Origin of the sequence: Bradyrhizobium dasycarpum (assembly GCF_042019905.1) — a bacterium.
In the GTDB taxonomy this organism is placed as follows: Bacteria; Pseudomonadota; Alphaproteobacteria; order Rhizobiales; family Xanthobacteraceae; genus Bradyrhizobium; species Bradyrhizobium japonicum_B.
Genome location: NZ_CP169574.1, coordinates 1,171,524 through 1,191,309 on the forward strand (window position 1 = coordinate 1,171,524; position 19,786 = coordinate 1,191,309).

Sequence of the window (19,786 nt, forward strand, 5' to 3'; positions counted from 1 at the left end):
AGGGGGCAAGGGCGCATAGCGCCGTGCCCGCGATCTTTCGCGATCACCGGCAGGTGGTGGGCAGGCTGCGCTTTGCCCACCCTACGGCAGCGCTATCTGCTTCCGTCCGGTCCCATCACCAGATCCGGCAGGCCGGTCGAGATCTCCGGCACGAGGCACAGCAGCAGCACTGCGAGCATCATCAGCAGCACGAAGGGCAGGGTGCCCCAGATCACCTCGCGCAGCGGAATGTCCGGCGCGACGTTGCGGATCACGAAGATGTTGAGGCCGACCGGCGGATGGATCAGCCCCATCTCCATCACGATGGTCATGACCACGCCGAACCAGATGATGTCGAAGTTTGCGGCGCGGAGCGGCGGCAGGATGATCGGCGCGGTCATCAGGATGATGGAGACCGGCGGCAGGAAGAAGCCGAGCACGACCACCATGACCAGGATCGCGAACAGCAGTTCCCAGCGCGGCAGGTGCATCGCGACGATGGATTCGGCGACCGACTGCGAGATGTGCAGATAGCTCATCACGTAGGAATAGAGCAGCGACATGCCGATGATCATCATCAGCATGGTCGATTCCCGGATCGTCGATTTCATGATCGGCGCGAGATCGCTCGGCCGCCACACGCTGTAGATCGCCGCGATCAGCGCCAGCGCCAACAGGCCGCCGAGGCCTGCGGTTTCCGACGGCGTGGCGTATCCGCCATAGAGCGCGATCATGACGCCGGTGAGCAGCAGCACGAAGGGGATCACGCGCGGCAGCACGCTGAAACGTTCGGCCAGCGTGTATTCGTCGCGGGCGAGAATCGGAGCTTCCGGGCCGCCGTTCTTGTAGATCGCTTCGGCCGCCGCATATTCCCGACGGAAACGGAACACGGCATAGAAGCCGAACAGCAAGACCAGCAGCAACCCCGGCCCGATGCCGGCGAGAAACAGCCGTCCGAGCGACTTTTCAGCCGCGACCGCGAACAGGATCATGGTGATCGAGGGCGGCAGCAGGATGCCGAGGGTGCCGCCGGCGGCAATGATGCCGGCCGCAAAGCCGCCGGAATAGCCGCGCTTGCGCATCTCCGGAATGCCGGCCGAGCCGATCGCCGAGCAGGTCGCGGGCGAGGAGCCCGCCATCGCCGCGAACAACGCGCAGGCGAACACGTTGGCAACGCCGAGACCGCCGGGCACGCGGTGCAGCCAGGCATGCAGGGCCGAATAGAGATCCTGGCCGGCGCGCGACTTGCCGATCGCTGCGCCCTTCAGGATGAAGAGCGGGATCGACAGGAGCGTGATCGAGGCCATTTCCTCGTAGACGTTCTGCGTCACCGTATCGAGCGACGCGGCGGGCATGTAGATGCCCATGAACACGACCGCGACCGCGCCGAGCGCGAACGCGATCGGCATTCCCGAAAACATCACCAGCAGCGTCGCAACGCCGTAAGCCACGCCGATACCGAAGACACTCATGAACGCCTGGCTCCGGTGAAGGGCAGCGCAAGCTGCACGAGGATCTGGATGCAGAGCAGGCTCATTCCGAGGGCCATCAGCGTGTAGGGAATGGCGAGCGGCGGCGACCACATCGAGTTCGAGACCTGGCCGTCGACATAAGCCTCATGGGCCAGCGTCCAGGACTTCCAGGTGAAGAAGGCGCAGAACAGGAACGTGGCGGCGTCGACCAGCCAGAGCCGGATCCTGTTCGCCAGCGGCGACAACAGGCCGACGAAGGCCTCGATGCCGATGTGGCCGCGGTTCTGCTGTACATAGGCGGCCGTCATGAAGGTCGCGCCGACCAAGAGAAACACCGCGGCCTCGTCCTGCCAGTAATTGGCGGCCTTGTACAACGCCCGGCTGAGCACGCTGTAGCTCAGGATCGCGCAAGCGGCGACCAGCGCGACCGCCGCGAACACCACGATGACGGTGTTGAGGATGGCAAGACCGCGATCGACCGCTGCCGCAAGGCCGGTCCTTGCGACAGCGTTGGCCGTGTCGTCACGATCCGGAAGCGGACCGTGGCTCATGCTGCGACGTCGATGGCGAGCTTGAGCAGGTTTGCGGCGGTCGCAGTCTTGGCGCTGTAATCCTTCCATGCGGTGTCGCGCGCGATGTCGCGCCACTTGCCGACGGTCGCGGCATCGAGCGCCGAGACTTTGGCGCCAGCCTTTTCGTAGACCTTGGCGACCTCGATGTCGTCATCCTGCGCCCCTTGCGCCCGAACGCTTCGAGTTCGGTTCCGACGGCGAGCAGGATGTCCTGATGGTTCTTGGGCAGCTTGTCGAAGATCGCCTTCGACATCATCAAAGGCTCGAGCATGAACCAATAGGAGGCGCCAGCGCCCGACGTCAGGGATTTCGCCACTTCTTCGAGGCGGAAGGAGATGAGGCTGGTCGAGGAGGTGATACCGGCATCGCAGGCGCCGGTCTGCATCGCCGCGTAGATTTCGTTCGACGGCACCGACAGCACCGAGGCGCCGGCGGTCTGCAGCACCATATCCATCTCGCGCGAGCCGCCGCGCACCTTCAGGCCCTTGGCGTCTTCCGGCGCGACGATCGGCTTGGAACGGCTGGCGACGCCGCCGGCCTGCCAGACCCAGGTCAGCAGGATGATGCCCTTGTCGGCGAGGAAGTCCGTCAGCGCCTTGCCGACAGGCTCCTTCTTCCAGCGCAGGCCCTGGTCGTAGGTGGTCACGAGGCCCGGCATCAGGCCGATATTGGTTTCAGGGACTTCACCGCCGGCATACGGCATTGGGTACAGGCTGATGTCGAGCGCGCCCTTGCGCATCGCCGAGAACTGCGCGTTGGTCTTGATCAGCGAGGAATTCGGATAGATCTCGGCCGCGATGTCGCCATTGCTGCGCTTGGCCACTTCGGCGGCGAACATGCGGCAGAGCCGGTCGCGGAAGTCGCCCTTGTCGATGGTGCCGCCCGGGAATTGGTGCGAGATCTTCAGCGTGGTCGCGGCCTGGGCGGTGCCGGTGCCGAAGCGGAGGATGGCGGGTGCGGCGACGGCGGTCGCAATCAGATGGCGGCGCGTGAGCATGGTGTGATCCCCTGGAACGCTTCTTTGAATGATTCTTGGCTGGCGTGATTGGCGGGTCATGCGTGACCGGTACGTAGGCCCATCCTAGCCGGTCTTTCACCCGATATCCTCTCAACTGATAGTTCGAGATGGAACGCCGCCGCAAGTGCCGCCTGTGCTGCGCTGCACACATCGGGTTGCTCTGGAAGCGACGGGTCGCAGACGGGCTCGCTGAAATTTATCGGAGGCCGCGTAACAACGATGGCCGTCCATCCGTCGAGATTGAATAGCGGCGTATGTCGCTGACAAACATGATCTCGAAGGGAAGATGATCCATGACCATTCGCACCCGCATCGCGCTCGGCGTCTCGGCTGCCGCTCTCTCGCTCGGCCTTGCGCTGTCGCCGGCCGCTTTTGCCCAGGACAAGATGGGCAAGGATGACGGCATGATGAAGAAGGACACGATGTCCAAGGACGGCATGATGAAAAAGGACACCATGTCCAAGGACGACGGCATGAAGAAGGATCACATGTCGAAGGACGGCATGAAGAAAGACGACGGGATGATGAAGAAGAACTGATCGTCGCTGGTTCGCGATCGAGGCGTTTGGCACAAGCAAACGCACGCTCGAACGTTTGGGGCGGTCGGCTGGACCGCCCCAAATCATGTCTTGCTTCAATTTGAATTGAACGTGACCTGCAAAGGTCACGCGTCAAATGACTCGCGCTTGGTTACTTGCGCTTGGCCTTGCGGGCGGCGTAACGCGCGTCGCGCTTGGCCTTCTGCTCGGCTTCGAGAGCCGCGGCCCTTTCGGCAGCTTCCTGGGCTTCGCGCGCGAGCCGCGCAGCTTCGGCGGCCTTGGCCTCTTCCTCCACACGCTTCTTCTCGGCCTTTTCGGCCTCGCGCGCAGCCTTCGCCTCGGCGCGCTTGGCCGCGAGTGCTTCACGCTCGGCACGCTTCGCCGCCACCGCGGGATCATCAGGCCCCGGTTGGGATTTGAATTTGTTCAAAAGATTTTTGCGGGCTTCCTGCGCCGCCTTTTGCCGGTCTGTGAAGCCGGGTTCCCTGAATCCACTCATCGACGAGCCTTGTCTTCCTCGCTTTCGATCCTACATCACGGCCTGTTGGTACGTCGGCTGGGCATAGCAGGCGCCGCGCGACACAGAAGCGTGTACATCGCTGCGCGTCGCGAAGCCACCCATAATCGCAGCCGATCAGGTCGACGAAAATCGCCATCCCCCGACGATCCCTCGTAGCCCGGAAAAACTGCCGAATTGTGATGTCCCTCATAAGGGATCACGAGGGCGACGCCTAGCGTCCGCCGCGATACGGAGCACGGGTATGCCGATCTTAAGATTAACCCTGAAGACGCTCTCAATTGCGTTCGCCGTGGCAGCCTTGGCCGGTGCCGTGCTGCTGCTCGCGCGGCCGCAGCCCATCGAGAGCGCCGTTCTGGGCGCCGACTGGGAGTGCACGCAGACCGCCTTCGTGCTCACGACGTGTGCACCGCGGGCGATCCCGGCGGTCGAAACCTTGCGCAAGGAAGCGGCCAGCGCGACCCGGGGCTGAGTCTCGAAGCTGAGCAAGCGGCCCACCAGGATGTGACGGGACGTCGCAGAGGTGATAAGCCGGCCTGCCCACGCGACCAGGCAGCCATGTCCACCTCCAAGCCCGATCCGGGCGAGAAGCCCAGATCCAGACCGAAACCTCCATCCGGCGACAACCGCCGCGGCGCGATCGCCGGCCTGATCATTGCGGTCGCGATCCTCGCGATCGGTTGGTGGCTCGCCCGGGACCTCACCGCGGCCAGCAAGATGCAGGACTGCCTGATGTCCGGGCGGAGCAATTGCAACGTGATCGAGCCGGCCCGCTAGAAGCTTCCAGCGGGACTCTTCGCGAACCCGTTGGAGCCGAAAAATTGCCGTCATCTTAATGATTTGTAACGGGACTTCGCCGACCAAAGCGGGTCAGCTATATCAGCCGGCATCAAGCCGCGGCGCGGTTCGAATCGTCGATCGCGCCAGGCACCACGGCAATTGCGAGAGCAATCGAGAGAGCAGGGGGTCAAGCACGCATGAGTGCGTCCAGCCGCATGAAGATCATCATTCCCTTGGTTTCGGCCATGGCGTTGCTCGCGCTACCGGCGCAGGCCCAGGACGCCAGGCCATCGAGGGACGCCGGCCAGCCTCCGGCCGGCCCCGCCGGCGGGGCGCCTCCAAACAAGCCGGACGTGCGCAAGAACCCGCCGCAGCCCGGCGGTCAGCCCCATACGAATCCCGGACCGCGCGCGGCCGGTGGCCCGCCGCCGGGACGCCATGTCGACCGCGGACCGGCTCCGGCGCGTGACTGGGGCGGACATGCTTATCGCGGCCACCGCGCCTGGGAGGGTGGGCGCTGGCGCCATGAGGTTCACAATGGCCGCTCCGGCTGGTGGTGGGACGTTGGCGGCGTCCGGTATTATTATCCGCAGCGCATGGCCGGCCCGCCCGCCTACATTTCCGAGGAGTACTACGACGACGTGCCGGTAGCCTATGCTCCGCCGCCGCCCCCGGTCGCCTATGCCCCGCCACCGCCGCCTCCGCCACCGGCTGATCCCGGCGCCAGCGCGCTTGGCGGCGCCATCGTCGGCGGCCTGCTGGGCGGGCTGATCTCGGGCAACGCAACGGGCGCTGCTGCGGGCGCGGTTCTCGGTGGTGCAACCGGCGCCATTACCGGCGCCGCCGCCGCTTCGCAACCTGGCTATTACTGGGCGCAGGGCAATTGCTACTATCGCTATCCGAGCGGCCAATATGTTCAGGCCGATCCCCGCGCCTGCTATTGAGCTGTCCTAACCGGATCGAGGCATAGAGGCGGGCCCACGGCCCGCCTTTTTCGTGCGCGACCGGCAATTGCATCCAATAGGCGCTGGCGCTCGTTGCCGCCTCACGCAAGTCTCAAAGAAAATTGTCGGGATGATTCGCGGGGACTTGGGACATGCTGGATGCAATCCAGATCAGCTTGGCGCTTTGGGCCATGATCGTTTGCGGCGGGATCAAGCTTGGTCAGGCGCTGGACTGCCTGTTCTAGCGAGGGACCGGTCGCGCTGCGTCAAGCAACGAGCCAGTTGAAGAACGCCATCGCGCCCCAGACCAGGCCGGCAATCCAGGCCAGCATCACGACGCCGATGGTCCCGAGATAGGCGATGCCGAGCAGGTCGCCCCTTTGTCGCCGCGTCCGGACGTTGGCTGAGGCTGCTGCGTCTTGTGTCATGACGGAAAACACCATCGATGCCTTGGCGCTTTTGGAAGCGTCGAGACATAGTTAGCCGAGACGTGGCGCCAAGACTGTGACGCCGTTCACAGATCGTCTGAATGAATCCCGGCCTCAATGGCTGCGCAAACAGCGCATGCAATGGGATCGCAGGGACGGCGTCACCCCGCAATCATACGGATGTAATTGCCACGCGCTGGTCCAGATGGCGAGCTAGGGTCGGCCGCATGTCTACCAAGTACGATCCACAGCGTGAGGCCGAGGCCGCGATGAGGCGGGCAGCGGCATCGGACGGCGCCGACCGGCAACGCCTGATCCAGATCGCTTTGGCCTGGCACGAGCTCGCGCGCGACCGGCGCGACGAGCGGGCGGACTGAAGACATTTCCGGGGGAATTGCCGGGCAGGGCGCGGTCGGCCGACCTTCGATCTGCATGAGAAAGCCCCGTGCTCGGGGGACAAGCACGGGGCCCTTCAAAGCCGATCGGGGCTGGCAGATCGGCACCACTTGATTTCACGGGGTCAACGCGCCGCTCGCGATCTCGTTCCGCCCGGTTACCTCAGATTTGTTGGCTGTCCTTGCGGACCGGTTGCCGTGACGCCGAATGCGTGAACGACTGGTTGGATGAAACGCGGCATTAAGAAATGCGCCGCGCTGATTTTTCCGGTTGCGATTCGTGCTTTGCGAACGAAGCGGAGTCGGACCGTGAACAAACAAAAAGCCCCCGAAGGGGCTTAAGTTATCAGGCAGCTTCGGTCTTCGGGACCGCGTCGGCATTCACCGAAAGCTTGACGACATCGCCCTCGACGGCACCGACATATTTCGTGTCGATGTAATGGTGATGGTCCTTGTGACCTTCCGGGCTGTCCTTCCGCGTCAGCTTGATCCGGTTGCCTTCGACGCGGTCGACGGTGCCGACACGTGCGCCGTCCTTACCGATGATCTTCATGTGCTCTCTGATGTCAGCCATGTGGTCCTCCTTGCTGAGGTCTCAACTGCGAACATCAACGTTCGTTGCACCGGTGCGCGTTGGACCCAAGGCGGTTCCCGCACGTTGACATCCGATCGGATCCGTCAACACGCGCATGCAGACCATTCAGGCCTATCTGGAACGGAAGCACAGGGAACTCGCCCTGTTGAACGACTGCCTGAGACATCGGCTCGATTTGGCGCGTCCGCGATCGGTCGACGAGGTCATCAGGTCCAAATTCCAGCTCACGGCGGCGCTGAGGGCCGAGCACGAGCTGCACGAGTGGAAGGCGACGGAGACGGCCTGGTCGCATTCGGCCGATCCCGCCAGCGGACCTTTCGAATTCAGTTACGATTACCAGCGGGCCGACCTGACGGTGCGCGGTCCTTCCTTCTACGAGCTCGACGGCGGCCGCGCGGGCACGGTGATCTACACCGCGTCCGGCATGGCCGCGATCTCCGCCGTGCTGCTGGCCTCCGCGCAGATCGTCGAGAAGGCCGATATTCTGGTGCTGCCGGGCTCGTACGGCGAAACGCTGGAGCTGATCCGCGGCTATGTCCCTCATTTGCGGCTGGTGGCGTTGAGGCTGCCGCTGGGCGATGCGCTTGCTCGCGCGAATTCGCCGCGGATTCTCTTGTTGGATTCGTGCTCCGTCGCCGGCGCGTTCGAGGCGGTGCTACGCTGTGACGGTTCCGGTCTCGATCTCCTGATCTGCGACACGACCTGCTTTGCGGGCAGGTCAGGCCGGATCCGGCGCCTCCGGAGATGGGCCCGCCGATACGATCTCCCGCTGGTGCTGGTGCGCAGCCACAACAAGCTCGATCTGCTGGGGGCGGAATATGGCCGCCTCGGCTCGGCGGTTTTCGCGGGCGGCAACGAGCCACGGACGGAGCATCCCTGGACGCGTCTCGCCTGCGAAACGCGCAACGCAGTGCGACTTCTCGGCGGCGCGGCGTTGCCGGCGCACTTCCCGCCCTTTGTCGGCAGCGCGGCTTACTGGGACCTCACGCAGCGGCGTGTTGCGGCGATCCTGCGCAACGGCCGCAGCATGGCTCGCCATTTTGCTGCGAAGCTCCCGGAGCTCTCGGCCGAGCTTCATTTCGCCCACGGTCTCTACGTCACCCTCCGGGGCAGGCGCCCGCTCGACGAGGCGAGCGCGCGGCGGGCCGCCGCGGACATGAGTAACGACCTGCGCGCGCGAGGCTTTCCGATCCGCCATGCCGGCAGCTTCGGTTTCGATTTTGCCGCAACCGAGTGGTTTCACGACGCGACCACGGACCAGTACAGCGTCCGGGTAGCCGTCTCGGATTTGCCGACCGAGGTGTGGGGCGATCTCACCGTCGCCATCGCGCGGTGGTGGCGGGACCATCAGTCGACGGGCTGACTGCATTTGAGGTCGTCATGCCGGGCTTGTCCCGGGTATCCACGTTCTTTTTGCGGCGGCCAAGGCGTGGATGGCCGGGACAGGCCCGGCCATGACGATGCGGAGACTATCGTGCCCAAAAAGCGGTCCGGCTCATATAGAGGGGCCCTGCATAGTCGGGAGGCGGTGAAGAACGAATGTTACGCCGATAGCCCAAGAGGACATCTCGATCAGTCGATCGCCAGGCAATGCTCCAGCTGCGGCTTGTCGTCAGACTGCGGCTTGTCCTGGCCGCGACGCGACCACTCCTGAACGGCGAAGGCCAGGTGATGATGGCCCATCCCGGCGCCGAAGATGGAGGCCTGAGCCACCTTGATCGGCTTCGTAACCACGTTGGTGTTCACCAAGCCCGCGTCGATTGCCAGATACGACATCGAAGCGATCGCCACCGCAGATGCGATCGCCATTCTCGTTAGTTCGGATTGCTGCATCAAGAAAACCTGTCGGGCGCGTTCTTGCCCGGCGCATAGATAGGAGTGATCGGCCCGGTGCAAAGGCCGGGGGATGGTGACCCACGCGTTCGTGAACGGGATTGATCTGCAGGGCACTGGCGATCCCGGCAGGATCTGAACCTGCAACCCTCAGAGTAGAAATCTGATGCTCTATCCAGTTGAGCTACGGGACCGTCTTCAGCCGCCCCGGTTTGGGGGCTGGCTGTTCATCTAGCATGCCATTATGAAAAATATCGTCTTTCGCCAAGCCTGAACCGAACCGTTTTCCTTAATGCCGCGACAAAGCGTGACGGTGGCATGTCAGGGTGCCGGGTCGAGCGGCAGCGCAACGGACGATGGATCACATCGCCGGGAGCGCTGACAAGCTTCCGGGATGTGGCCGCCGGACGACGGGTCGGGTATTGCGGCGCCATCAGGACGGCGGGCGCGGCGGTATCTCGATCGGTCTCCTCTGGGCTTGCCCTATTATGGCGAATGCGACGATTTACACCTTTGGTTCCATCGCCTTGAGTCCGTCACCTTTCCGCGCATCTCATGCTGCCTGCGGGCGGCTGTCCGCGATTTCCGGGAGTCCATCATGATCGGTCTTGTTCGCGCCGTCACACTCTGCGCCACGCTGGCGCTCGGCCTTTGCGCGGCGCAAGCCGCGGACAAGGCGTTCAAGCGCGATGACCTCGCCGATTCCGCGATCAAGCTGGAGGCCCAGATCAAGAGCGAGGCGGGGCCGGCCGCCAAGACCAGCGCGACGCTGAAGACGGACGCCGAAGCCGCTTTCCGGCGCAACGATTATCGCAGCGGGCTGTCGGTGCTCGGCCAGATCGCGGCCACGACGCCGGAGGACACCGGCAACTGGCTGCGGCTCGCCAAGGTCATCTTCCAGATCTCGCCGAAGAGCTCGAGCGAGCAGACCTTCCTGCTGGAGCGGGCCTCGACCGCGGCCTACATCGCCTACATGCGCGCCGGCAATCCCGGCGAGGAGGCCGACGCGCTCGCCGTGCTCGGCAAGTCGCTGGCCGAACGCAAGCTGTGGCGGCCGGCGCTGGATGCGCTGCGGCTGTCGCTCGACCTGCGCGAGGTCGCCGACGTCCGCGGCCAATATGAGAAGATGCGCGACGAGCACGGCTTCCGGCTGCTCGACTATAGCGTGGACTCGGATTCGGCGAGCCCGCGCGCCTGCTTCCAGTTCTCCGAGGAGCTGGCCAAGCGCACCGATTTCGCACCGTTCCTGGCGCTGGCGGGGCAGGACAAGCCGGCGCTGTCGGCCGAGGGCAAGCAGCTCTGCGTCGACGGGCTGAAGCACGGCGAGCGCTACAACATCAATTTGCGCGCCGGCCTGCCGTCCACGGTGAAGGAAGGCCTGCCGAAGTCGGCCGAGTTCAACATCTATGTGCGCGACCGCAAGCCGTTCGTGCGCTTCACTAGCCGGGCCTATGTGCTGCCGCGAACCGGCCAGCGCGGCATTCCCGTGGTCAGCGTCAACACGACCGCGGTCAACATCAACGTATTCCGGATCGGTGACCGCAACCTGATCAACACGGTGATCGACAGCGACTTTCAGAGGATGCTGTCCAAGTATGAGCTCACAGGTCTCGGCGACGAGCGCGGCGTCAAGGTCTGGTCCGGCGAGCTCGCGACCGCGATGACGCTGAACCAGGACGTCACCACGGCATTCCCGGTCGATCAGGCGCTCGGCGAGCTTCAGCCGGGCGTCTACGTGATGACGGCCGCGACCAAGGGGCCGGGCTCGGAGGATTATCAGCTCGCCACGCAATGGTTCATCGTCTCCGACCTCGGCGTGTCGGCCTATTCCGGCAATGACGGCATCCACGTCTTCGTCAACTCGCTGGCCTCGACCGATCCGATCGGCAAGGCGGAGGTGCGGCTGGTCGCCCGCAACAACGAGATCCTGGCGACCCGCAAGACCGACGACAGTGGCCATGTGTTGTTCGAGGCCGGCCTTGCGCGCGGCGAGGGCGGCCTGTCGCCGGCGATGCTGACGGTCACCGGTGAGAAGGCCGATTATGCCTTCCTCAGCCTGAAGTCCTCCGCCTTCGACCTGTCCGACCGCGGCGTCTCGGGCCGCGCGGCGCCCGCTGGCGCCGATGCCTTCGTCTATGCCGAGCGCGGTGTCTACCGCTCCAGCGAGACCGTCTATCTCACCGCGCTGTTGCGCGACGGGCAGGGCAATGCCGTCACCGGCGGGCCGATGACGCTGGTGATCGAACGCCCCGACGGTGTCGAATACCGCCGGGCCGCGTTGCCCGACCAGGGCGCCGGCGGCCGGACGCTGGCCGTGCCGCTCAACTCGGCCGTGCCGACCGGGACCTGGCGGGTGCGCGCCTTCACCGACCCGAAGGGCTCCGCGGTCGGCGAGACCACCTTCATGGTCGAGGATTACGTCCCCGACAGGATCGAATTCGACTTGTCCGCCAAGGACAAGCTGATCAAGGCTAACACTCCAGTGGAGCTTAAGGCGGACGGCCATTTCCTCTATGGCGCGCCGGCCTCGGGGCTTGCGCTCGAAGGCGACATGCTGATCGCGCCCGCGGCCGAGCGCCGGGCTTTGCCGGCTACCAGTTCGGGGTCGCCGACGAGGAGACCAATTCGAACGAGCGCACGCCGCTCGAGAACCTGCCCGAGGCCGACGCCAATGGCGTTGCGACCTTCCCGGTGACGCTGGACAAGCAGCCGGCCTCGACCCGGCCGCAGGAGGCGCAGATCTTCGTCCGCATGGTCGAGACCGGCGGCCGCGCCGTCGAGCGCAAGATCGTGCTGCCGGTCGCGCCCGGCGCGGCGCAGATCGGCGTCAAGCCGCTATTCGGCGACAAGAACGTCACCGAGGGCGACAAGGCCGAGTTCGACGTGGTGTTCGTCTCGCCCGAGGGTGAGAGGCTGCGCCGCGACGGCCTGCGCTACGAGCTCCTGAAGATCGAGTCGCGCTACCAATGGTATCGCCAGAACAATTACTGGGAGTACGAGCCGGTCAAGTCGACCTCGCGGGTTGCCGACGGTGACGTGACCATTGCGGCGGACAAGCCCGCACGGATTTCCCTTGCGCCCCAGCCCGGCCGCTACCGGCTCGACGTGAAGTCGAGCGACGCCGACGGCCCGGTGACCTCGGTGCAGTTCGACGTCGGCTGGTACTCCGACGGCAGCGCCGACACGCCGGACCTGCTGGAGACCTCGATCGACAAGCCGCAATATTCCTCCGGCGACACCATGACGGTGTCGGTCAATGTCCGCAGCGCCGGCAAGCTGACCGTCAACGTGGTCGGCGATCGCCTGCTGACGACGCAGACCATCGACGTCAAGGAAGGCACCGCCCAGGTAAAGCTCCCGGTCGGCAAGGACTGGGGCACCGGCGCCTATGTGGTGGCGACGCTGCGCCGTCCGCTTGATGTCGCGGCTCAGCGCATGCCGGGCCGTGCGATCGGGCTGAAATGGTTCGGCATCGACAAGCAGGCCCGCACCTTGCAGGTGAAGCTGTCGCCGCCAGCGCTGATCCGGCCGAATTCGGCGTTGAAGATTCCGGTCAAGCTCGACGGCCTCAATCCTGGCGAAGACGCCAAGATCGTGATCGCCGCGGTCGACGTCGGCATCCTCAACCTCACCAATTACAAGCCGCCGGCTCCGGACGATTACTATCTCGGCCAGCGCCGCCTGAGCGCCGAGATCCGCGATCTCTACGGGCAGCTGATCGACGGCATGTCCGGCACGCGCGGCCAGATCAAGTCCGGCGGTGATGCCGGTGCCGGCGAATTGCAGGGCTCGCCGCCCACGCAAAAGCCGCTCGCGCTCTATTCCGGCATCGTGACAATCGCCGCTGACGGCACCGCGGAAGTCAGCTTCGACATTCCGGAGTTCGCCGGCACCGCCCGCGTGATGGCGGTGGCATGGACTGCCACCAAGCTCGGCCGCGCCAACACCGACGTCGTGATCCGCGACCCTGTCGTGCTGACCACGACCCTGCCGCGCTTCCTGCTCAGCGGCGACCACGGCACGGTCAACCTGGAGATCGACAATGTCGAGGGCCAGGCCGGCGACTACGTCATCAACGTCAAGACCGGTGGTCCGGTGAAGATGACGGGCAATCCAGCGACCACGGTCAAGCTCGCCGCCAAGCAGCGTAATGCGTTCTCGCTCGCGCTCGACGCCACCGCGGCCGGGCAGGCGACGCTCGACGTCGACATCAAGGGCCCGAACGGCCTGACGCTGGCGCGCCACTACGCGTTCGACGTCAAGGCGGCGACGCAGGTGCTGGCGCGGCGCTCGATCCGGACGCTTGCGAAGGGCGAGAGCCTGACGTTGACCTCGGACATGTTCTCTGACCTCGTGCCGGGCACCGGCAGCGTCTCGGTCTCGGCGAGCCTGTCGACCGCGCTTGACGCCGCGACGATCCTCAAGGCGCTCGACCGCTACCCCCACGGCTGCTCGGAGCAGATCACGAGCCGCGCCATGCCGCTGCTCTATGTCAATGACCTTGCGGCCGGCGCGCATCTGGCCATGGACACCGAGGTCGACCAGCGCATCCGCGACGCGATCGAGCGGCTGCTGGCGCGTCAGGGCTCGAACGGCTCGTTCGGCCTCTGGTTCGCCGGCGGCGACGACGCCTGGCTCGACGCTTATGTCACGGACTTCCTGACCCGTGCCCGCGAGAAGGGTTTTGCGGTGCCCGACGTGCCGTTCAAGAACGCGCTCGACCGCATCCGCAACTCCGTCGTCAATGCGAACGAGCCGGAGAAGGACGGTGGGCGCGAGCTCGCCTACGGCCTCTACGTGCTGGCGCGCAACGGGGCCGCGCCGATCGGCGATCTCCGCTATCTCGCCGACACCAAGCTGACCAATCTCGCCACGCCGATCGCGAAGTCGCAGCTCGCGGCGGCGCTCGCCCTGGTCGGCGACCGCAACCGCGCGGAGCGGGTCTATGGCGCCGCGCTCGACAGCCTCGCGCCGAAGCCCGTCCTGGAGTTCGGACGCACCGATTACGGCTCGCAGCTTCGCGATGCCGCGGCCTTGGTGTCGCTTGCCAGCGAAGGCAACGCGCCGAAGGCGACGCTGACGCAGGCGGTGTCGCGGGTCGAGACCGCGCGCGGGCTGACGCCCTACACCTCCACGCAGGAGAATGCGTGGCTGGTGCTGGCGGCGCGCGCGCTGGCCAAGGAGAACCTGTCCATGGAAGTGGACGGCCAACCGGTCAAGACCGCGCTCTATCGCAGCTACAAGGCGGATGCCTTGAGCGGCAAGCCGCTGAAGATCACCAACACCGGCGATGCGCCGGTGCAGGCCGTGGTCTCGGTGTCGGGCTCGCCGGTCACGCCGGAGCCGGCGGCGTCGAACGGCTTCAAGATCGAGCGCAATTACTTCACGCTCGACGGCAAGCCGGCCGACATCAGCAAGGTCAAGCAGAACCAGCGCTTTGCGGTGGTGCTGAAGATCACCGAGGCCAAGCCGGAGTACGGCCACATCATGGTGTCGGATTATCTGCCGGCTGGCCTGGAGATCGACAACCCGAAGCTGGTCTCGTCCGGCGACAGCGGCACGCTGGACTGGATCGAGGACGGCGAGGAGCCCGAAAACACCGAGTTCCGCGATGACCGCTTTACCGCGGCCGTCGACCGGGCCTCGGACTCCAAATCGGTCTTCACCGTCGCCTATGTCGTGCGCGCGGTCTCGCCGGGGAAATACGTGCTGCCGCAGGCCAATGTCGAGGACATGTACAATCCATCGCGCTATGGTCGGACGGGCACCGGGACCGTCGAGGTGCGGGCGGCGAAGTGAGGTGGTGAGGTGAGCCACGGTGGCAACAGCTCTCGTCATTCCGGGGCGGATCGAAGCGCCGAACTCCGGCGCGCAATTGCGCGCCTGGAGATCTCGAGGTTCCGGGCCTGGTCCTTCGGACCATCCCGCAACGACGGCAGCGAAGGAACGGGCTGGGGCCATCGCGTCCTCTCCGCCCTCGCGTTCACCCTCATCCTCGCCATCATCGGCTTCGTCGGCTGGGTTTACTCCCTCGGTCCGCTCCCGCTCGACGAGGCCCGGCAGGTCTCCACCACCATCGTCGACCGCAACGGCAGGCTGCTGCGTGCCTATGCGATGGCGGATGGCCGCTGGAGGCTGCCGGTCGATGCCAGATCCAACGTCGATCCGACCTATCTCAAGCTGCTGCTCGCCTACGAAGACCAGCGCTTCTACGCCCATGACGGCGTCGATCCGTTGGCGCTGGGGCGCGCGGCTCTACAGCTCGCAACGCGCGGCCACATCGTCTCGGGCGGCTCGACGATCAGCATGCAGCTGGCCCGGCTGATGGAGCCGCGGCGGCAGCGCTCGCTCTATGCCAAGCTGCGGCAGATGGTGCGCGCGATCGAGATCGAGCGAACCCTGAGCAAGGAGCAGATCCTCGACCTCTATCTGGCGCTGGCGCCGTATGGCGGCAATCTCGAGGGCATTCGCGCCGCCTCGATCGGCTATCTCGGCAAGGAGCCGAAGCGCCTGTCGCTGGCGGAAGCCGCGCTGCTGGTGGCGCTGCCGCAATCGCCGGAGACGCGCCGGCTCGATCGCCATCCCGAGGCCGCGCGCAAGGCGCGCGACCGCGTGCTCGACCGCATGGTCGAGGAGCACGTGGTCAGCGCAGAGGACGCGCGGCAGGCCAAGGCCGTGCCCGTGCCAAGACTGCGCAAGCCGATGCCGATCCTGGCGCCGCATGCCTCCGACACCGCGCTGTCGACAGTCAAGGACACGCCGGTCGTCAAGCTCACGCTCGATGCGAATCTGCAGAAGGTGCTGGAGCCGCTGGCGCGCGACCGCGCCATTGCGCTGGGACCGAACATCTCGGTCGGCATCATCGTGGTCGACAACGAGAGCGGGGACGTGCTCGCCCGCGTCGGTTCGGCCGATTATTTCGACGAGAGCCGGGCAGGGCAGGTCGACATGACCCGTGCGATCCGCTCGCCGGGTTCGACGCTGAAACCATTCATCTACGGGCTCGCCTTCGAGGACGGCTTCATTCATCCGGACAGCCTGATCGACGATCGTCCGGTTCGCTTCGGCTCCTATGCGCCGGAAAATTTCGACATGACCTTCCAGGGCACGGTGCCGGTGCGGAAGGCGCTGCAATTGTCCTTGAACGTGCCTGCGATCGTGCTGCTCGACCGGGTCGGCTCCAGCCGGCTCGCCTCGCGGCTGCGGCAGGCCGGCGGCAATCTGGTTCTGCCCAAGGACGAAGCGCCGGGGCTCGCCATGGGTCTCGGCGGCGTCGGCGTGACGCTGCAGGATCTGGCTCAGCTCTATGCGGGCTTCGCCCGTCTCGGCACCACCAAGCCGCTGCGCGAGGTTGTGGCGGACAAGGACGACCGCGAGCCGCTCCGGCTGCTGGATCAGGTCGCGGCCTGGCAGGTCGGCAACGTGCTTCTGGGAACGCCGCCGCCGGAGAATGCCGCTCACAATCGCATCGCCTTCAAGACCGGGACGTCCTACGGCTATCGCGATGCGTGGTCGGTCGGGTTCGACGGCCGGATGACCATCGGCGTCTGGGTCGGCCGGCCCGACGGCGCGCCGGTTCCCGGCCTGATCGGGCGCGTCGCCGCCGCACCGATCCTATTCGACGCGTTTGCGCGCAGCGGCAGGACGCTGGCTCCGCTGCCGAAGCCGCCCAGGGGAACCCTGGTTGCCAGCAACGCCAAGCTGCCGTTGCCGTTGAAGCGGTTCCGCCCCGTCGGGGAGCTGGTGCGGACCGGCCGCGAGCAGGCCCTGCACATCCAGTTTCCGCTGAACGGCTCGCGGATCGATGTCGATCGCTCCGGCGGGCAGGACAGCGCGGCAATGCCGGTCAAGGTCGCCGGCGGCGTTCTGCCGATGACCGTGATGGTTAACGGCACGGCGCTTGGCGAGATCGACGGCCGCCGCCAGCGCCTGATCGATCCGCCCGGTCCGGGCTTTGCACGGCTCACCGTGATCGATGCCACGGGCGCCGCGGACACAGTCGTCATTCGAATTCAATGAGCCTGCCTTAACCGGTTGTGGCGATGGCGGTTTCAGCGTAAGCGGAACCGATGGCCGAGACCTACCCAGCCCCCCGTTTTGGAGCACCCCGCGAACCGAAAGCGCCCGCAAATCCGGGCAGCGGACTCGTGCGCATGCTCGATGTCGTCACCGCCAGCCATGCCCGCGCCGTCGCCTTCCTGCTGCTATGCGCGCTGCTGTTGTTCCTGCCCGGCTTCTTCACAATCCCACCGATCGATCGCGACGAGGCGCGGTTTGCCCAGGCCACCAAGCAGATGGTCGAGAGCGGCGACTATGTCGATATCCGCTTCCAGGAAGACGTCCGCTACAAGAAGCCGATCGGCATCTACTGGTTGCAATCGGCGACGGTAGAAGCCGCCTCGATGCTCAAGCTGCCGAAGGCCGAGTTGCGGATCTGGGTCTATCGGCTGCCGTCGCTGTTCGGGGCGATCGGCGCCGTGCTCATGACCTATTGGGCCGCGCTCGGCTTCGTCACGCGGCGCGCCGCGGTGCTGGCGGCGCTGATGATGTGCGCCTCGGTGCTGCTCGGCGTCGAGGCGCGGCTCGCCAAGACCGATGCGATGCTGCTGCTCTGCGTGGTCGCTGCGATGGGAGCGATGGCGCGGGCCTATTTGTCGTGGCAGCGCGCCGAGGACGAGACGCATCCGCCCTGGAGCTGGCCCGCGATCTTCTGGACCGCGCTTGCGGTGGGCATCCTGATCAAGGGCCCGCTGATCCTGATGTTCGCCGGGCTGACCATCGTTGCGCTGGCGATCCAGGACCGCGATGCCTCCTGGCTGTGGAAGCTGCGCCCGGTCTGGGGCCTGATGTGGATGCTGGTGCTGGTGCTGCCCTGGTTCGTCGCGATCTTCTGGCGCGCGGGCGAGGCCTTCTTTGCGGACTCCGTCGGCGGCGACATGCTGAGCAAGTTGGGCGCCCAGGAATCCCATGGCGCGCCGCCCGGACTTTACCTGGCGCTGTTCTGGATCACGTTCTGGCCCGGCGCACCGCTCGCGGCGATGGCGGCGCCCGCGGTGTGGCGGGCGCGACGTGAGCCCGGCGCGCAGTTTCTGCTGGCCTGGCTGATCCCGTCCTGGATCGTGTTCGAGGTGGTGCTGACCAAGCTGCCGCATTACGTGCTGCCGCTCTATCCGGCGATCGCCATTCTCACCGCCGGTGCGGTGGAGCGGCGCGTGCTGTCGCGCTCCTGGCTGATGCGCGGTTCGGCCTGGTGGTTCGCGATCCCCGCGGCCGCCTCGATCGTCGCGGTGGTCGGCGCGGTAATCCTGACGCGGCAGCCCGCCTTCGTGGCCTGGCCGTTCATCGCTGCGTCGCTGATCTTCGGCCTGTTCGCCTGGTGGCTCTACGACAACAACCGCGCCGAGCGCTCGCTGCTCAACGCGCTGGTCGCGGCGCTGATGCTGGCGGTGATCGTGTATGGCATCGTGTTGCCGTCGCTGACGCCGCTGTTTCCGAGCATCGAGGTCGCGCGCGCGCTCCGCAACGTCACCTGCGTCGGGCCGAAGGCGGCTGCAGCCGGCTATCACGAGCCGAGCCTCGTGTTCCTGACGGGCACCCAGACCGTGCTCACCGACGGATCGGGCGCGGCGGATTTCCTGCGGCAAGGCAGCTGCCGTTTTGCGCTGATCGAGCAGCGCTCGGAGCGCAGCTTCGTGCAGCGCGCCGAGGCGATCGGGCTGCGCTACAGGGTCGGGACCCGCATCGACGGCTACAATTTCTCGCAGGGCCGCGCGATCTCGATTTCGATCTTCCGGTCGGAAGGCACCGAATAGGATGCCGGCCCCGACCAGCCCCGCGCCGCGCCCGGGCTATCCCGCGCAATTGCTCGCCGTGTCGAGGCGCGCGCTGGCGCAGCTCGTCCGCACGCCCTCGCATTCACGCCGCGCCGAGGCCGCGCGAAAACTGGCGCGGCATTCGCTGTGGCTCAGCGCGGCGGGCGCGGCCCTCGCGATCGTGCTGATGGTCGCGTTCGACCAGACCGAGATCCAGCTGATGCCGGCGCGCGGCACGCCCGGCCTGTGGCCGATCCGCATCCTGACCGATTTCGGCAAGGACGAGTATCTGCTCTCGGTGCTCGGGGCCGCGCTGGTGGTGTTGGCGTTCGTCGCGGCAGGGCTGCACGGAACGCGCCGCGCGCTGCTGCTCGGGCTCGGCACACGGCTGCAGTTCGTGTTTCTGTCGATTGCCGTATCGGCTTTCGTTGCCGAGATCTTGAAATATGTCATCGGTCGCGGACGTCCGTTCGTCGGTGGCAAGCCCAATCCGTTCAACTTCGTACCGTTCGAGGGAACCGGGGCTTATGCCAGTCTGCCGTCGGGCCATGCCGTGGCCGCGTTCGCCCTGGCGTTTGCGGTATCGGCATTGTGGCCGCGCCTGCGCGTGTTCATGTTCACTTACGCAATCGTGATCCTGCTGACGCGGCTGGTGCTGGTCGCGCATCACCCGAGCGACGTTGTGGCCGGCGCCCTGGTCGGCACGGTCGGCGCCATGGCAGTCCGCTACTGGTTCGCGGCCCGAAGGCTGGGCTTTGCGATCCGCGCCGACGGCACCATCGTGCCGCTTGCCGGGGCCGTCTCGGGCCGCCTCAAAAGGGTTGCCCACGGGGCATCCGCCCCATAAAAGCGGCTGCCTGCCGGGACCGCCGGTTCCCGCGGCGGCTAATTCCAACCACGAG

The 19,786-nt window shown here is 66.0% G+C and carries 15 protein-coding genes, 1 tRNA gene and 2 pseudogenes; 10 read left to right on the forward strand and 8 right to left on the reverse strand.

The genetic code is table 11. The features are described 5' to 3' along the window. Positions 1–92: 92 nt before the first annotated feature. The 3 genes and pseudogenes from ACETMP_RS06050 to dctP form a co-directional block, all read right to left on the reverse strand. Positions 93–1,451 carry a TRAP transporter large permease gene (locus ACETMP_RS06050; protein WP_375160255.1) on the reverse strand — a complete coding sequence of 453 codons (1,359 nt, stop codon included), beginning with the start codon at positions 1,449–1,451 and terminating at the stop codon, positions 93–95. Then, positions 1,448–2,002 (reverse strand): TRAP transporter small permease, encoded by a 555-nt coding sequence (locus ACETMP_RS06055; RefSeq protein ID WP_375160256.1) that lies wholly within the window; start codon positions 2,000–2,002, stop codon positions 1,448–1,450. Before ACETMP_RS06055 ends, ACETMP_RS06050 begins: the two co-directional genes overlap by 4 nt. After that, positions 1,999–3,020: pseudogene (gene dctP, locus ACETMP_RS06060) on the reverse strand (TRAP transporter substrate-binding protein DctP). The gene ACETMP_RS06055 and the pseudogene dctP overlap by 4 nt, the downstream one beginning before the upstream one ends. 314 nt (positions 3,021–3,334) lie before the next feature. Here dctP and ACETMP_RS06065 point away from each other — a divergent pair. Then, complete coding sequence (locus ACETMP_RS06065; RefSeq protein WP_028136553.1) at positions 3,335–3,580, forward strand: pentapeptide MXKDX repeat protein; 246 nt, start codon at positions 3,335–3,337, stop codon at positions 3,578–3,580. 151 nt (positions 3,581–3,731) lie between these two features. Here ACETMP_RS06065 and ACETMP_RS06070 read toward each other — a convergent pair whose 3' ends face one another. After that, complete coding sequence (locus ACETMP_RS06070; RefSeq protein WP_375160257.1) at positions 3,732–4,079, reverse strand: DUF6481 family protein; 348 nt, start codon at positions 4,077–4,079, stop codon at positions 3,732–3,734. Between the two features lie 262 nt (positions 4,080–4,341). On the opposite strand from ACETMP_RS06070, the gene ACETMP_RS06075 reads away from it, so the two are divergent. The 3 genes from ACETMP_RS06075 (at position 4,342) to ACETMP_RS06085 (ending at position 5,821) form a co-directional block, all read left to right on the forward strand. Continuing rightward, a complete protein-coding gene (locus ACETMP_RS06075; RefSeq protein ID WP_375160258.1) occupies positions 4,342–4,569 on the forward strand; it encodes a hypothetical protein in 228 nt (75 codons plus the stop codon). 86 nt (positions 4,570–4,655) lie between these two features. After that, the gene (locus tag ACETMP_RS06080) at positions 4,656–4,874 is read left to right on the forward strand and encodes a DUF2273 domain-containing protein (protein WP_375160259.1); all 219 of its coding nucleotides are present in this window, start codon (positions 4,656–4,658) and stop codon (positions 4,872–4,874) included. 200 nt (positions 4,875–5,074) lie between these two features. Then, a complete protein-coding gene (locus ACETMP_RS06085) occupies positions 5,075–5,821 on the forward strand; it encodes a hypothetical protein (protein WP_375160260.1) in 747 nt (248 codons plus the stop codon). Positions 5,822–6,087: 266 nt separating this feature from the next. Here ACETMP_RS06085 and ACETMP_RS06090 read toward each other — a convergent pair whose 3' ends face one another. Continuing rightward, the gene (locus tag ACETMP_RS06090) at positions 6,088–6,249 is read right to left on the reverse strand and encodes a hypothetical protein (protein ID WP_375160261.1); all 162 of its coding nucleotides are present in this window, start codon (positions 6,247–6,249) and stop codon (positions 6,088–6,090) included. Positions 6,250–6,476: 227 nt separating this feature from the next. Here ACETMP_RS06090 and ACETMP_RS06095 point away from each other — a divergent pair, with 227 nt between their 5' ends. Continuing rightward, positions 6,477–6,626 carry a hypothetical protein gene (locus ACETMP_RS06095; RefSeq protein WP_375160262.1) on the forward strand — a complete coding sequence of 50 codons (150 nt, stop codon included), beginning with the start codon at positions 6,477–6,479 and terminating at the stop codon, positions 6,624–6,626. Positions 6,627–6,990: 364 nt separating this feature from the next. On the opposite strand, the gene ACETMP_RS06100 is transcribed toward ACETMP_RS06095, so the two are convergent. Then, complete coding sequence (locus ACETMP_RS06100; RefSeq protein ID WP_375160263.1) at positions 6,991–7,218, reverse strand: DUF2171 domain-containing protein; 228 nt, start codon at positions 7,216–7,218, stop codon at positions 6,991–6,993. A 115-nt stretch (positions 7,219–7,333) separates the two neighbouring features. Here ACETMP_RS06100 and ACETMP_RS06105 point away from each other — a divergent pair, with 115 nt between their 5' ends. Beyond that, positions 7,334–8,602 (forward strand): hypothetical protein, encoded by a 1,269-nt coding sequence (locus ACETMP_RS06105; protein ID WP_375160264.1) that lies wholly within the window; start codon positions 7,334–7,336, stop codon positions 8,600–8,602. A 209-nt stretch (positions 8,603–8,811) separates the two neighbouring features. Here ACETMP_RS06105 and ACETMP_RS06110 read toward each other — a convergent pair whose 3' ends face one another. Both ACETMP_RS06110 and ACETMP_RS06115 read right to left on the reverse strand, forming a co-directional pair. Then, positions 8,812–9,048 (reverse strand): hypothetical protein, encoded by a 237-nt coding sequence (locus ACETMP_RS06110; protein ID WP_375160265.1) that lies wholly within the window; start codon positions 9,046–9,048, stop codon positions 8,812–8,814. A 141-nt stretch (positions 9,049–9,189) separates the two neighbouring features. After that, positions 9,190–9,266: transfer RNA gene (locus ACETMP_RS06115), tRNA-Arg, on the reverse strand. Between the two features lie 404 nt (positions 9,267–9,670). Here ACETMP_RS06115 and ACETMP_RS06120 point away from each other — a divergent pair. The 4 genes and pseudogenes from ACETMP_RS06120 to ACETMP_RS06135 all read left to right on the forward strand — a co-directional run bounded on the left by ACETMP_RS06120 (position 9,671) and on the right by ACETMP_RS06135 (position 19,731). After that, positions 9,671–14,871, forward strand: a pseudogene (locus ACETMP_RS06120) (alpha-2-macroglobulin). 192 nt (positions 14,872–15,063) lie between these two features. Continuing rightward, positions 15,064–17,091: a penicillin-binding protein 1C gene (pbpC, locus tag ACETMP_RS06125; protein WP_375161850.1), complete on the forward strand. Its 2,028-nt coding sequence runs from the start codon at positions 15,064–15,066 to the stop codon at positions 17,089–17,091. 50 nt (positions 17,092–17,141) lie between these two features. Then, positions 17,142–18,884 carry an ArnT family glycosyltransferase gene (locus tag ACETMP_RS06130; protein ID WP_375160266.1) on the forward strand — a complete coding sequence of 581 codons (1,743 nt, stop codon included), beginning with the start codon at positions 17,142–17,144 and terminating at the stop codon, positions 18,882–18,884. A 1-nt stretch (position 18,885) separates the two neighbouring features. Continuing rightward, positions 18,886–19,731, forward strand: a complete 846-nt coding sequence (locus tag ACETMP_RS06135) for a phosphatase PAP2 family protein (RefSeq protein WP_375160267.1) — start codon at positions 18,886–18,888, stop codon at positions 19,729–19,731. Positions 19,732–19,786: the final 55 nt, after the last annotated feature.